Source organism: Desulfatiglans sp., assembly GCA_012513605.1.
Lineage (GTDB): Bacteria > Desulfobacterota > DSM-4660 > Desulfatiglandales > HGW-15 > JAAZBV01.
Window position 1 is genome coordinate 1 of record JAAZBV010000052.1, and the last position, 14,433, is coordinate 14,433.

Below are 14,433 nucleotides of genomic sequence, written 5' to 3' on the forward strand. Positions count from 1 at the left end.
ATTCTGGATGGGGCTTTCAGCATTCAGCGATCAGCTGTCAGCTTAAGGCTTTAAAACAAAGACTTGGTAAATCGCTGTACGCTCCATCCTGTAAATATCTATTTCTGATTAGAGCTAACTAATTAGAATTATTTTATTTAATGAATGTTTGTATTAGCAGAAAAGGAATCAATTATCAATGAACAATTATCAATGAACAAATATCAATGATCAATTATCAGGGATCAATAAGCAATTAGAAAGATAGGCAGTACTAGGGGAACAACTGGGGTCTGCCCGTTAATATTTGAAAGGGGCTTATCCACCTGAGGCGGACAATTATTTGAAAATCAAAAACAACTGGATTTCCCGATGAATCGGGATCGATGACCCGCTTTTCACGGGAATGACGTTCGGTTTATGGTTTCTCCGGTCTCGCCCTGTTAAACCGAATTCCCTTTAGGAAATTAAACAGGGCAAGCCGGAGAATTTTGATACGAACAGCAAGCGGCTCTATTTAAATAACTGGAACATTTCGTTTACTGATTGTAACTACTTCTCCATAACTAATCTTTGTCAGGAGACTTGAACTATAAAGATTTTGTATCTACTGACGTATCTGCCTGTACCATTTGAGATTCATTTACAGGGCCATTCTTATAGAATGCCTGGTATGCAAGAACCTTCTTGATATATTTTTGAGTCTCCCTGAATGGCGGTACACCATTATGTCTTCTTACATTAGTGGCGCCTGCATTGTATGCTGCTAATGCGAGCTCAACATCTCCATCAAAACGCTCAAGCAGGGACTTAAAATATCTTACCCCTGCATGTATGTTTTCTTCAGGATCAAGGATATCTTTTACGCCTAAATATTTTGCTGTCCCTGGCATAAGCTGCATCAGCCCCTTTGCGCCCTTGCGTGAAACAGAGCTGTTATTATAACGTGACTCTGCCATTATTATTGCCCTTACCATTTCAAGCTCCACATCATGCTCGTTTGCAGCCTCAAATATAATCGGGATATACAAAGATTCAGACTGCGCTATCTGGTTTGTGAAGAATTCATCAATGGAAGGTTCTGCTGGTTTTTCTTCCAGGCGTTGCATAGCAACCACAGGTTCCTGGTTTTTATTAAATGAAAGGATATCAAAGTGATTTACCTGGAGAGTAAACATATACTGGAGCATACAAATAAACATCAGGTATTGTATATGCCTCTCTGAAAGTGTTTTTCTTCTGGTTAATTCTGTCAAAATATTGTTTCCTGCCTTTATAAAATAGTATCTGTCCTTAAATTAACCCTATAATGCAGGCAATGATTGTGCCACAGGTAGAATGAAAATAGCCGAAATAAAAGGTTGTTATTTCAACGAGATATAAATTCAGGAATTTTACATTTTTAAGACTATGTAAAAGATTGCCATTTTTTTATGTAATTGAGTGCAGGATACCGGAATTTTTATCTATGGAAAGTTTTATACACATGATGAGACAGGTTAAAAAAAAAATTGTGTGTTCGCACCAAAAATAGCTTACTCATGGAGCAAGGCGAATGGATATTTGTTTATGCTGGCACAAGGCGCAGGGCACAGGGCGCAAGGAAAAAAATTTCTCCAGGTACACGAATTACAATCTGTTCAGGACAGTAATGATAAAATTGAGTCTTTTATATCTTACAGCCGATTATCAGCCCTGTGGATGGGGTCTCCCTCCTTTCAACAAATGCAATGCCTGCCTCTTTAAACCACACCTTTATCTCAGACTCTGTATATGTGTCACCGGATTTTGTATTGACCAGCATATTGAGTGCAAAGAATGCCCCGAAGGCCGGGGAGATACGATCATCATCCATGATAAAGTCTGAGATTACCACCCTTCCACCCCTGTTTAATGCCCTGCCCGCTTTTTTAATAAGGACGATATTCTGCTCAGGTGAATTCATATGGATAATCGCCGAGAGAAAGACAAGGTCATACCCGGTCGGCAGTTCATCGGTATTAAAATCACCGGGGATGGTATTTACCTTTGCTTCAAGCCCGGCATCCCTTACATATTGTTCAGTAAGGGTGATTACATTAGGAAGGTCAAAGACTGTAGCGCGTATATGCTCCCCTGCCCTGGCAAAGGCCATTGAATACGCGCCTGAACCGCCACCCACATCAAGCACCTTTTCCACATTTGTGAGATCTATCTCTGCTATAAGTGATGGGGCCTCGGCAAATGCCCTGTTGTGCATTGCGGCAATAAATGGCTTAAACCATTTCTCATCCCTCTCCTCAACAGAGTTCTGGTTTACAGCAGAACCCGATTTTACAGACATGGTGAGGTTGCTCCATGAATCCCACAGGTTAACAGAATGCATCATTCCTGCCTGATAATCAGGCATTCCCTTTACAAGATACTTTTTAGCTGCATCCGAATTTTTGAACCTGTTATTTACCTTTTCTATCGCACCGGTAACACATAAGGCATTCAGTAGGCGGTCTGTTGCCCTTAAGTCTGTATTTATCTCTTTTGCTATCTCTTCTGAAGCCTTATCCGCATCACCCAGGATTGTAAAAATCCCGAGTTCAAATGAGGTAAGGAATACCCTGCTCTGCTGGAATGATCGTGACAAAAAATTGATATCTTTTATGGTAAATTCGGCATTATTCATCATAAATTCTCCTTCATTAAATTTAAATGGTTCCCTTTGACATGAAATATAAAAGAACATATAATCCGCGAAAAATCAATCGGGGGTCATAAAAAATGGAAAAAAACTGGAGCACTCTATCACCTGAAGAAAAACGTGAAAAGCGATTTGAAAAATGGATTTCAACAGAAGGAAGACATTTTAACAGCCCGGCAGCAGAACAGAAATACAAAGATATAGTTACAAGGTTTATCAAGGCCATAAAACTTGAAGAGCCTGACAGGGTGCCTGTCATGCTTCCCACCGGCACCACACCGATATACATGGCAGGGATGACCTACAAAGAGGCCATGTATGATAATGAAAAACTCATTAAGGCATACATGGATGTATTCAGGGTGTTTAAGGCGGATGATTATGCAGCGCCCATGATTGCATCGGGCAAGGCCTCTGAGCTTCTTGACACAAAATGTTCAAAATACCCTGGACACGGGCTTCCTGAGGATGGCCATGGCAACCAGTTTGTCGAGGGTGAATATATGAAGAGTGATGAGTATGATCTCTTTATAAATGACATGTCTGATTTCGTATTCAGATGCTACCTTCCCCGCACAATGGGGCTGCTGGAGCCTCTTACCATGTTTCCACCTTTGCCTAACTCACTCGGTTTCCCCAATATGTTCCTGAGCGCCATGTCAAACCCACAGGTTCAGGATATGCTTTTAAAGATGGTCGAATATGGCAGGGAAGAGGCAAAGTGGCAGATCCCCTTTATGAAGTTCAGGCAGATGGCAATGGCAGAGGGATACCCTGCCATGATGGGGGCGTATGCCCATGCGCCATTTGACCTTATGGGTGACACATTAAGGGGAACCCGCGGTATAATAATGGATATGTACAGGCAGCCAGGCAAGCTTCATCAGGCAATGGAAAAGATAGTCCCCCTTAATATTAAAATTGCAGTGGATGGTGCAAACATGTCAGGGGTGCCAATAGCGGTATTCCCGCTTCACAAGGGTGATGACACCATGATGTCAGACAAGCAGTACAGGGAATTTTACTGGCCCACCTTCAGAAAGGTGATCATGGGCATCTATGAACAAGGTGTTGTGCCGCTCCTCTTTGCCGAAGGGAAATATAATGAAAGACTTGAGATTATCAAAGACCTGCCAAGGGGAGCCGTAATCTGGTATTTTGACCAGACAGACATGTTCAAGGCAAAGGAGATACTTGGCAATCATGCCTGCCTCATGGGTAATGTGCCAACCTCAATGTTATGCACCGCAAAGGCTGAAGATGTTAAGGAATACTGCCGAAAGCTGATTGAGATAGTTGGCAAGGGAGGCGGTTATATACTTGCAGGCGGGGCATCGCTGGACAAGGGCATACCTGAAAACATACATGCCATGAGCGAGGCGGCATTTGAATATGGTGTTTACAAAAAATAATTTATTTAGAGGAGCATATCAATCATGAAAAAATCATATCACAGTCTGTGCGCATGGACATTCAATGCAGGTAAGGGAGGTTTCACCCCCTATGATACACGCGCAGCATGGTCCGGGGACAAACTTGACACAGTTGGAAAGATAAAACTTATAAATGAACAGATCAGGCCCAGACTGCCTGGAGATATAGAACTCGGCTTTGAAATACATTATGACTATGAATACTGTGAAGATAATGCAAAGGCCATTGCAGATGCCCTGTGTGAAAACAATATCGCGCTTGCCATGGTTACACCGGGCGCACACAGGCATTTCCCCTATGGCGGCATATGCTCGCCTGATCCGGTAGAGAGAAAGGCTGCAAATGCATATGGCGCAAGGTCTGTTGAGCTGGCATATAAAGATCTGAAAAAGGCATGGCACAAGGATGTCCCTCCAACATTTGTGCTGTGGAACGGGTCATACGGTTATGACCTTGCCTCAACAGGGATACAGAAGATGTATCAGTATCTCAAGGAGGGTGTTGCCGGGCTGTGCAGGCTCGAAAAATCCCTTGGCGGAGAGCTCTATATCGCAATAGAACCAAAACCCAATGAGGGATACCCTGCCATGTTCCTGCCCACGGTTGCAAGCGCCATTGTATTCTGGAAAAAGCTTGAACAGGAGTATGGTATTGATATTTCAAAAAATGGGGTCAACAAGGAGTTCGGACACTCCGAGATGATAGGCCTTGATCATATCTATGATACAGTGGAAGAGATAGATAATAACATGCTTATGCACATGCATGTAAACAGCCAGGGATACAATGACGGCATCATACTGGGCGGCCCGGGCAAATTTGATATTGATCACGGCGCAAGGATAAACGGCATGAACATCGCCATTGCAGGGCTAATAGATCAGGCAGGGTTCAACCGCTGGAAAGGTCATGATATGCAGGTGAGGGCGCATGATACAGAGGAACAGGGCATAGACAGGGTTGTAAGAAGCGTCCTGAGCTGGGAGGCATGTGAAAGGGCAGCAAGTGACCTGGACTATAACCTCTTATGGCAATACCTTGTTAAGAGAGAGACCGCAAAGGCAGAAGACCTGATGAGGGACTCTGTTGTGCGCGCATGCAAGTACTTTAATGAGGTGTATGTGAAATAAAGGGTTCGAGGTATTTCATAACCTTATGTAGAGACAAGGCATGCCTTGTCTCTACGAAAAGGCATGCCTTGTCTCTACGAAATACATGATACAAAGACAGGTCGGGAATAAATCCCGCCCCTACGAAAATCAAGATCAAATAAGAGGCCCTGTAACCAGGAGAAAATATGCCACTATCCTGCGGTATCGAATTCAGCACCCAGTCATGTAAAATTGTGATTCTTGATCTATCCAGTAATAATATCTGTTTTATGGACTCATTTAACTATGATCAATCATTTCCTTCATATAAGACTGAGGGTGGTGTGCTTCCTTCCTCATCCGGTGACATAAGGCACACTTCACCATTCATGCTTATTGAGGCAATTGACCTTGCCTTTAAAAGGATAAAGGAGAGCGGCATAGATGTCTCTGCAATAAAGGCCATAAAGACGGACGGGATGCAGCATTGTACTGTTTATGTAAGCGCCTCTTTTGACCATACAATTTCTAACCTTGCCCCTGACAAAACACTTATTGCTCAGCTTATGCCCTCCATCTCACGCCCTTCATCCCCCATATGGGAAGACAGGAGCACTCAAAAACAGGCAGAATATATTAATGATGCGCTGAAAAATGATGGGGGAATAATTAGCCTTACAGGAAACAGGGCTGAGCTGAGGTTCCCCGCATCACAGATTCTGAAATGGGCAAAGGAAAACCCTGAAGAATACAATAATACATCAAATATATTTGTCTTAAGCGCATTTATCACATCCATCCTTACAGGTAAAATATCACCAGTTGATACAGGGGACGGATGGGGCACAAACCTGAACAGCCTTGATATAGATAACCCATGCTGGAATGAAAGGGTGATCAGCGTCATGGATAAATATCTTTTTGACTCCGGCATCAGATCACCACTCTTATCAAAGCTTGGCGCAATTGATCATTATGATTCCGGTGCTGGTAAAATCAGCCCCTATTTCTCAATCAAATTTGGCCTTTCACCTGACACTCAAATCCTGACAGGCACTGGCGACAACCCTGCCACACTAATGGGCTGCGGTGGCAATATTGTTATATCTCTTGGCAGCAGCTATACAGTAAACGGTGTTATGGCTAAAATTACACCATCAAAGGATGGTGAATTCAACATATTCGGTTATACAAAAGGAAAGGCAATGGCCCTTTCAGTAATCACTAATGGCGCAAAGGTGCATGACCATTTTATAAAGAGATACCTGCTCAAATCGGAAGATAAAACCCCTGTTGATTCGGACTGGAAAGAATATGTAAATATAGCAGCCCCTGCCCTGCTCTCTGCTGATGAAAAACTGCTTCTTCCCTATCTCTTTGATGAATCTGTACCATTAAGAAAAAAGGGGATCATCCGGGATAACTTTTCTCAAGAGATGCCTGAAGAAAACATCAGGGCATTGATCCTGTCACAGGTGTTATCACTGAAACTCCATTCTGGCCACCTTGGCGAGGTCAGGGAGTTGTGTGTTGTAGGCGGTGGCGCAAAGAACGGCCTCATGATGCAGTGGATCGCTGATGCATTTAACGCAGAGACCTGTACCATGGAAAACCCTCCGGTTGCTGCACCCCTGGGGTGCGCAATAAGCGCTGCTGTAAAGAGCTTGAATATTTCCTATGAAGAGGCAGCAGGAAGATATGTGAGAAAAGATGGCTCATCCATAAAAAGACCAATCCCTGAAAATGTAAAAACCATGAAGGAACTTATAAAAAGATATCTTGAGCTTGAAAAAACCAGCAAGCCCCAATAACTCATGAAAGGAAGTAAAAATGACCCGGCCTTTATATAAGGAGCCGTCAAAGCCGGTTGATGAGAGGGTGAAAGACCTGCTTAAAAGGATGACCATTGAAGAAAAGATACTTCAGCTTACATCTATATGGCTCAGCTTTGACCCTGAAAAGGGTGAAATGGCCCCAACGATAATGGGGGATGACCTTGATAAAAACGCTGGCGGTCTTGATATAGACTATTACCTGAGGTCAGGCATCGGGCAGATCACCAGGGCCTTTGGCAGCAGACCTGTTGACCCGGTAACAGGCGCAAATACAGTAAACCGCATCCAGAAAAGGCTCAGGGAAGAAACTCGCCTCGGCATACCGGTAATCTGTCATGAGGAGTGCCTGAGTGGGCTCATGGCCCAGGGCGCAACCTCCTTTCCATCGCCTGTAAATTACAGCTCCACGTGGGAGCCTGAACTGATAAGAGAGGTGGGTGATGTAATCAGGCGTCAGATGAGGCAACTGGGCACGCACCAGGGGCTTGCCCCTGTGTGTGATGTTGCACGGGATGCCAGATGGGGCAGGGTTGAGGAGACTATGGGCGAAGACCCCTATCTTGTAGGCACAATGGTAACAAACTATGTAAAGGGCCTTCAGGGTAATGAGATAAAAAATGGGGTGATTGCCACACTGAAACATTTTGTAGGCTATTCATTCAGCGAAGGGGGCAGAAATTTTGCGCCTGTGCATGTAGGTAAACGTGATCTCATGGATATCTTTTTTATCCCATTTGAGATGGCTGTGAAGGAGGGCAAGGTGCTCTCACTCATGAACGGGTATCATGAGTTTGACGGCGAGGTGCCGGGGGCATCACACTTTTTGCTCACCGAGGTCTTAAGAAACAGGTGGGGCTTTGATGGCTTCACAGTCTCTGATTACGGCTCTATCACATTCTTAAAAGATATGCACAGGATTGTAGCAACAATAAAGGAGGCCGCAGCAGCAGCCATTAAGGCAGGGCTTGATATTGAACTCCCCAACCCCACCATGTACCCCAATGGGTTAAGGGATGCACTTAATGATGGTCTGATAACAGAGGATGACATAAACAGCTCTGTAAAAAGGATACTGAAACAGAAGTTCAGGCTTGGCCTCTTTGAAAACCCCTATGTGGACACAGATGCAATCAGCTTGAACCTTCCGGAAGAGCGCGCACTTTCCGCAAAGGTAGCGGAAAAATCCATTACCCTCTTATCCAATAAAGGAGCCCTCCCCTTATCAAAGGATATTAAAAAGATAGCCCTTATCGGCCCCAATTCCCACGAGGTTATGGCCCTGTTTGGCAACTACAGTTTTGAAAACCATGTGGTATCCACCCACTATAAGGATATGGCAGAAGAGGTGGTGCATGCCTCCACTGTCCTTGACAAGCTAAAGGAAAAAATTGGCGCAGAGAGGGTCATCTATGCAAAGGGATGCAATATACTGGATAAAGAGCTCTCCATGATACCTGATGCTGTCAATGCTGCCAGTAGTGCAGATATAACCATCCTTGTAGTTGGCGACAAGGCAGGTCACTTCAGGACAGGGAGTGTTGGCGAAGGGACAGACACCCCTGACCTATCTCTACCAGGGGGCCAGGAAGAGCTTGTTAAGGCAATCTTTGATACAGGAAAACCTGTAGTAATAGTTCTGCTTAATGGCAGGCCATTTGCCATGCCAGAGATTGCTAAAAGGGCATCGGCAATCCTTGAGGCGTGGTTCCCTGGTCAGGAAGGGGCAGGCATAATTGTTGACGCCCTGTTTGGAGACCTTAACCCTGGTGGCAAAACCACACTCACATTCAGCCAGTCCGCAGGTGTACAGCCCCTGTTTTATAACCATAAATTTCTTTCACAGGGCTTCCCGAAGCTACCTGAATTCACGCCCGTATTCCCGTTCGGTCACGGCCTGAGCTATACAGAATTTACATACAGCGATCTTGAGCTTCCATCATCCGAAATACCTGTGAATGGTAAAATTGATATAGGTTTCAAAATAAAAAACAGCGGTAAACGGGCGGGCGATGAGGTGGCACAGCTTTATATAAACGACCCGGTGGCCAGCATCCCAAGGCCTGTAAAGGAGCTTAAGGGGTATAAGAGGGTTTCTTTAATGCCGGGTGAACAGAAAAAGATAATTTTTACACTTTATGCAGACTTGCTTGCATTTACCGGCCTTGATTACAGGAAGATAGTAGAGCCGGGTGAGATAAGGATTATGATCGGGTCATCAAGTGAGGATATCAGGCTTGATAAAAGCATAATGGTTACAGGTGAGAAACGATACCCCGGTGAGGATAGGATTTTAATAACAGATGTAAAATTGGTAGATTGTTAATGACCTGGTAAATGGTCTCATTAAATATTTCTCAGGAATCATCAGGAATGTCCTTACGTAGAGACAGGTTTTAAACCTGTCTCTACACAAAATGCCTGATTTAACAATATTGGCAGCACACACCACCCATACCTGCATTACTCTGATTTTTCATTCTGAATCTTTTTTCCATCACCTAAGATAAACAAAAACAGGAATATTGCCCCGAAGGTTATGTAAATATCAGCCACATTCAGGATACCTGTTCTGAGAGGGCCTATTCCGAAATTCATAAAATCAATTACCTTTCCATCATACATAAGCCTGTCTATAAGGTTTCCTATGCCCCCACCAAGCACCATTGCCAGCATAAGGGTCTGTCTTGTGGAAAAGGCCTTTGAAAAGATCAGGTAGACAAACATGGCGGCAAGAAAAAGGGATACGGCAACAGAAAAGAGCCAGAACCTGATCTCCTCATTTACATTGGCCCCCATACCCAGAAATCCGCCTGTGTTTTCAGCATATGTCAGTACAAAAAAGTTATATAAAAAGGAGATGGGTGCCGAATTCTGAAGGTATTCCTGTGCAATCTTTTTTGTAACCTGATCAGATAAAACTGTCCCGGCGAGTATCATTAAAATATATATGGCCCTTTCTTTTATTTTCATATGCTTTACTTTTTCCTTATGAGATATTATAGAGATTCCGATTCAGGCAATATATTATATAGAAACATTTAGTTCAATAATGAGATATAGATATTTATAAAAAATTTGTAAAAATTTTTAAAAAAGGAGCAATAAATGGCCTGGACAAAAATCCTGTTGAGCGGTGATGACCTGAAGTCAGGAGAGGTAAAGCGGTTACAGGCGAGATTTCGTGATGCCTTTCATGAGGCAGGCATGCCAACAGACATGGCCATGTTTGCAGGCCAGCCGACTGACACAGGATACTTTCCTTTTTATCTGACACCGGCATGCACAAAAAATGCTGAAAATTTCATATCAGAATATGCAGGGGTAAGTTGCGACAAGCCACATAAAAGTGGCCTTGAACCGACAATGGTAATAGGTTTTAACAGGGGATGGGATTTACTCATAGAGTAACTGAATTTTAAGACCGTATACCTCAAACCGGAAACCTCAAACCGGATGTTTATTCCAGTTCCGGTATTATTACACCTCCTGATGGAACAACATTAACAGTTGGATAAGGTATGAACTGGGCACTTTTGTGAATTGCATCTTCAATGGTTGCAGCACTAATAAAACCGAGTTTTTCCGCATCATCTTGCGGGACTTCCCCTGAAAACAGGATAACACGATAACTTTCAAGGGCAAGGATCACCTGGGCAATTGACATATTAAGTTCAGGGGCGCCTCCGCTGATAATCCTCTGCCCTGAATTAAAAAAATCAAAAAGAGCCTCTTTAAGCCTGCCTTTGTATTTTTCCCTGAATGCCAGGCATGCATCAAGGTACCCCATTCTAAAGGCTGAAGTGCATTTGCCTGTAAGAATAATCACACCCTGCTCCTTTGTAATAATGGATGCGGGCTCAAGGGGCTTCATAAGCTGGGTCGCCTGAGTATAGGGAAAGGCACTTATTATGGTGATATCTGCCCTGTTTTTAAAGGTTTTTGAAACAAGTTTTTTACAAATACCCGCGCCTTTTGTGTGAGCATTAACAGGGTGACCTGCTACTACATTATACAGGTTATCATTATGGTCAAGCACACTGTTAATAATAAAATCAAGCCTCCCTGCACTGGCAAGGGCTGTTACCTCCTCATAAAAGGGGTTGGGAGTCAAACCCCCGAGAACAATCTTCCTGAATGCATACCTCATATGATGTTCAAGTATGGCATCAAAATTTGAAATGCCCGGAAACATGATCTTTCCGCCCCCACCAAAACCGTTCAACGGGTGCGGAAATATGGAACCTATGCCTATCCTGAAATCAGCCTCGTATGCAAGCCTGTTTATCCTAACAACCGTACCAGATACAAGTTTACCGACAGGCATAAGATCAGGGGAGAGAGGGTCATGATTGATAATGGTGTAATCATTAATAACCTCCTCGCCATATGTCATTATCATCTCTTTACTGGTCAGCGCTTCATGAGTACCGAGTGCAACGATTATTATGATGTTGCTTTCAGGTATGGATATGCGGGCAAGCCGTTCAAGCAGATGCTTAAGTATCTCTTTTTTGGGAGAATTGCGGGTGTTGTCCTCTATGAGTATTGCTATCCTGTCAGATGGCCTTAACTGTTTTTCAAGAGGCAGCGCATCTACAGGGTTATCAAGGGCATTTATGGTAAGATTTTTAGTATCGGATAAAACAGGGTTATCTTCAAAATCCGCAACATCAAGGATGTTAAAACCTTCAGGCACATCAAAAAATAATTTTTTATGCCCGTATCTGATATAGAGATCTTTCATAGGAGACAAACCATGATAAAGGAGGCCGGGCTTAAAACCCGGCATCTATAAAAGAAGGTTAATAAGGTGAATCAAGAAGGCTTTTTAAAAGGTCCTTTACCTCAGTTTCAATCAACTCCTTTGGGTTACCCTGGCTGCAGAAGTCATTGGCATACACCTTATAAATATGGTCAATGTCATCCTCCTTAAAGCCAAACTGCTCTTTCAGATAACCTGGCTGTATCTCAATATCATGGAGGAGCTGTTCCATCTCGTCAAACCAGCGGTCTGCCATTTCAAGCTGTGTCATGCCGGTTGTATCAATACCCATTGCCTGGGTCATGGCTGCAAATTTATCTGTAGCAGCAGGCTGATTATACCTTTCAGCAGCCAGAACCAGCGCGCCATTGGCATGCCCGTGATGACAGTCAGTTACAGCGCTTAACTGGTGCCCCAGGCCGTGAACAATGCCTGCCCCTGCCCCGAAGCCTATAGCTATCCCGCCCATAGTGCTTGCCCAGCACATCTTTTCACAGGCATCCCTGTCCATCCGGTTATGGGTGAAATCCCTTATGTTTTTATATATTAGTTCAATCGCCCTGATGAGAATGCCGTATGAATAGGGGCTTTGAATCTTAGTTAAAAATGCCTCGTAGCCGTGTGACATGGCATCAAAGCCTGTCCAGGCAGCAAGCTTTTTGGGCATGAGCCTCATAAACAGGGGATCAATAACCGCTACTGTTGTCTGTATATTGGGTGCTCCTATAAGTACCTTGGCCAGCTCTTTTGTATTGCTTATTGCAGCCCATGATGTTACCTCAGCTCCTGTGCCGGATGTGGTTGGCACAGATATCTGGGGGATAACGCAGGGGTTCAGTTTTGCAAGAGTCTCCATCCAGGGAGGGTTAAGCTTTGCAGCAAAATTAGTTACATCCTTTCCGCCGTTAGCATCAATTACCCTGATGCACTTCCCCGCATCGATGGAACTGCCTCCGCCCACAGCAATAATACCGTCGCATCCCGCATCCTTGAATACCCTGTAGCCCTTCATTATCTCATGATCTTTTGGATTAGAGGTTATGCCGTCAAAAACATCAAAAGCGATTCCGCCGTGTTTTAAAACCCCTTTTATCTCATCAATAATACCTGTACCTTTAAGACCGGATGTGACTATCAGGGCCTTTTTAATGCGGTTGGCCCTGCATTCATCTGCTATGGTTTCATAAGCCCCCCATCCCAGGGCAACCTTTGGTATGGGATTAGTGTAAAGAATAGGAAACTCATAAATATTTTTATTAAACATGTCACCCTCCTTATTAATAGTCTTTAATGGTCAGCATTTTTTTGTATATATCTCTTCTGCAAACAACATCACTTCATCTGTCTGCCTGGCAACCTCAGCTCTAAGTCTTTTAAGATAAGCAAGTTCCTGTCTGTCCACTTTTCTATCTTTAATGGCCTCCTTTATTGACTCTGAAAGATGAGAAACTGCAATAAATATATCATTTACCTCTTTTTCAAAGTTAGTTGTTATATCTCCTAATGTGGGTTTCTGATATAATGCCCACCCTGAAGGTTCCAGAAAGGCCTTAATATCAGGGTCACCGGTTGCCTCTACTGCTGCCTTAATAAAGTCCAGATTAATCTTGATTCGCCCGTAAAGGCAGTCATATATGGTCTGCTGCGACTTTCCCAAAATAGCAGCGATCTTTTGAACCGCCTGTTTATTCTCTTTCCTGCCGGTTATAATCCTGTGAATCTCAGAGGCAATTTCTTCAAATTCCATCAGACTCTCCTGTGTGGTATCGTTTTAAAATGATTGGACTGGGTATATATAGCTCTTTATAAAAGGAAAGTCATCTGATAATCTTTATTCATTTGGATGGATTTTATTTTTCAGGCAATTCTTAACAGGAGGGGAAAAATGAGGGTAATGGCTATTAATGGGAGTCCGAGAAAGGAGTGGAATACAGGCATACTGTTAAATAAGGCCCTTGAAGGCGCAAAATCAAAAGGGGCTGAAACAGAGATCATTCACCTTTATGACTATAATTTCAAGGGGTGCACAAGCTGCTTTGCCTGTAAAATACGGGGCGGAAAGAGTTACGGCACATGTGGATTCAGGGATGAGATGACCCCTGTGTATGAAAAGATTAAAAATGTTGATGTGCTCATCCTAGGTTCTCCCATATATTTTGGCGATGTCACCGGTGAATTGAGGTCATTTATTGAACGGCTGCTTTTCCCCTATCTTGTTTATACATTCCCGCCAAAGACCCTTTTCCCCAAAAAAATAGGGATTGGGCTTATATACACCATGAACTGCCCTGAAAATTTTGCCTCTCAAGTGGGTTATGACAGGTTGTTCAGTGGAAATGAGCAGGTCATGAACATGATACTTGGAAAGGCAGAATCACTTATGAGCTATGAGACATATCAGTTTGCAGATTATTCAAAGGTAGTTGCTGATGGTATTGATGAGGCACCAAGGAAAAAAAGGCGTGAAGAGATATTTCCGATTGACTGTGAAAATGCATTCAAACTGGGCGTAAAGCTGGTCGAAGAGCAGCAGAGGATTGCACAGGCCATATATTGATTATAAGAAAAATGGCACTTCATAATAAACAGTTGATAATAAAAACCAAAATGGTAATAATAGTCAACTGTTTTAACCCTTTTAAAAACCATGAATAACAT

The 14,433-nt window shown here is 43.4% G+C and carries 12 protein-coding genes; 6 read left to right on the forward strand and 6 right to left on the reverse strand.

Annotation, left to right across the window (positions count from 1 at the left end; translation table 11 throughout):
* Nucleotides 1–569 precede the first annotated feature (569 nt).
* Both GX654_06775 and GX654_06780 read right to left on the reverse strand, forming a co-directional pair.
* Nucleotides 570–1,181, reverse strand: coding sequence for a lytic transglycosylase domain-containing protein (locus GX654_06775; GenBank protein ID NLD36556.1), 612 nt, complete (start codon nucleotides 1,179–1,181; stop codon nucleotides 570–572).
* Between the two features lie 467 nt (nucleotides 1,182–1,648).
* On the reverse strand, nucleotides 1,649–2,641 hold the full coding sequence (locus tag GX654_06780) for a methyltransferase domain-containing protein (protein NLD36557.1): 993 nt from the start codon (nucleotides 2,639–2,641) through the stop codon (nucleotides 1,649–1,651).
* Between the two features lie 92 nt (nucleotides 2,642–2,733).
* Here GX654_06780 and GX654_06785 point away from each other — a divergent pair, with 92 nt between their 5' ends.
* From GX654_06785 to GX654_06800, 4 genes are all read left to right on the forward strand, one after another.
* Nucleotides 2,734–4,065: a hypothetical protein gene (locus GX654_06785; protein ID NLD36558.1), complete on the forward strand. Its 1,332-nt coding sequence runs from the start codon at nucleotides 2,734–2,736 to the stop codon at nucleotides 4,063–4,065.
* A 21-nt stretch (nucleotides 4,066–4,086) separates the two neighbouring features.
* The gene (locus tag GX654_06790; GenBank protein NLD36559.1) at nucleotides 4,087–5,217 is read left to right on the forward strand and encodes a xylose isomerase; all 1,131 of its coding nucleotides are present in this window, start codon (nucleotides 4,087–4,089) and stop codon (nucleotides 5,215–5,217) included.
* Between the two features lie 167 nt (nucleotides 5,218–5,384).
* On the forward strand, nucleotides 5,385–6,989 hold the full coding sequence (locus GX654_06795) for a hypothetical protein (protein ID NLD36560.1): 1,605 nt from the start codon (nucleotides 5,385–5,387) through the stop codon (nucleotides 6,987–6,989).
* A 19-nt stretch (nucleotides 6,990–7,008) separates the two neighbouring features.
* Entirely contained in the window at nucleotides 7,009–9,336 is a 2,328-nt protein-coding gene (locus GX654_06800) for a beta-glucosidase (GenBank protein ID NLD36561.1), read from the forward strand.
* 137 nt (nucleotides 9,337–9,473) lie between these two features.
* Here GX654_06800 and lspA read toward each other — a convergent pair whose 3' ends face one another.
* Nucleotides 9,474–9,983 carry a signal peptidase II gene (gene lspA / locus GX654_06805; GenBank protein NLD36562.1) on the reverse strand — a complete coding sequence of 170 codons (510 nt, stop codon included), beginning with the start codon at nucleotides 9,981–9,983 and terminating at the stop codon, nucleotides 9,474–9,476.
* A 135-nt stretch (nucleotides 9,984–10,118) separates the two neighbouring features.
* Between lspA and GX654_06810 the strand changes: the two genes are divergently transcribed.
* Nucleotides 10,119–10,421 (forward strand): hypothetical protein, encoded by a 303-nt coding sequence (locus GX654_06810; GenBank protein ID NLD36563.1) that lies wholly within the window; start codon nucleotides 10,119–10,121, stop codon nucleotides 10,419–10,421.
* Between the two features lie 49 nt (nucleotides 10,422–10,470).
* Here the strand turns inward: GX654_06810 and larA are convergent, their stop codons facing one another.
* Genes larA through GX654_06825 form a run of 3 tightly spaced genes read right to left on the reverse strand, consistent with a single transcriptional unit; the run spans nucleotide 10,471 to nucleotide 13,522 of the window.
* A complete protein-coding gene (larA, locus tag GX654_06815; protein ID NLD36564.1) occupies nucleotides 10,471–11,757 on the reverse strand; it encodes a nickel-dependent lactate racemase in 1,287 nt (428 codons plus the stop codon).
* Nucleotides 11,758–11,815: 58 nt separating this feature from the next.
* Nucleotides 11,816–13,039 (reverse strand): iron-containing alcohol dehydrogenase, encoded by a 1,224-nt coding sequence (locus tag GX654_06820; GenBank protein NLD36565.1) that lies wholly within the window; start codon nucleotides 13,037–13,039, stop codon nucleotides 11,816–11,818.
* A gap of 30 nt (nucleotides 13,040–13,069) precedes the next feature.
* A complete protein-coding gene (locus GX654_06825) occupies nucleotides 13,070–13,522 on the reverse strand; it encodes a hypothetical protein (protein ID NLD36566.1) in 453 nt (150 codons plus the stop codon).
* A 138-nt stretch (nucleotides 13,523–13,660) separates the two neighbouring features.
* Between GX654_06825 and GX654_06830 the strand changes: the two genes are divergently transcribed.
* Nucleotides 13,661–14,332 (forward strand): flavodoxin family protein, encoded by a 672-nt coding sequence (locus GX654_06830; GenBank protein ID NLD36567.1) that lies wholly within the window; start codon nucleotides 13,661–13,663, stop codon nucleotides 14,330–14,332.
* The last annotated feature ends 101 nt before the right edge of the window (nucleotides 14,333–14,433 follow it).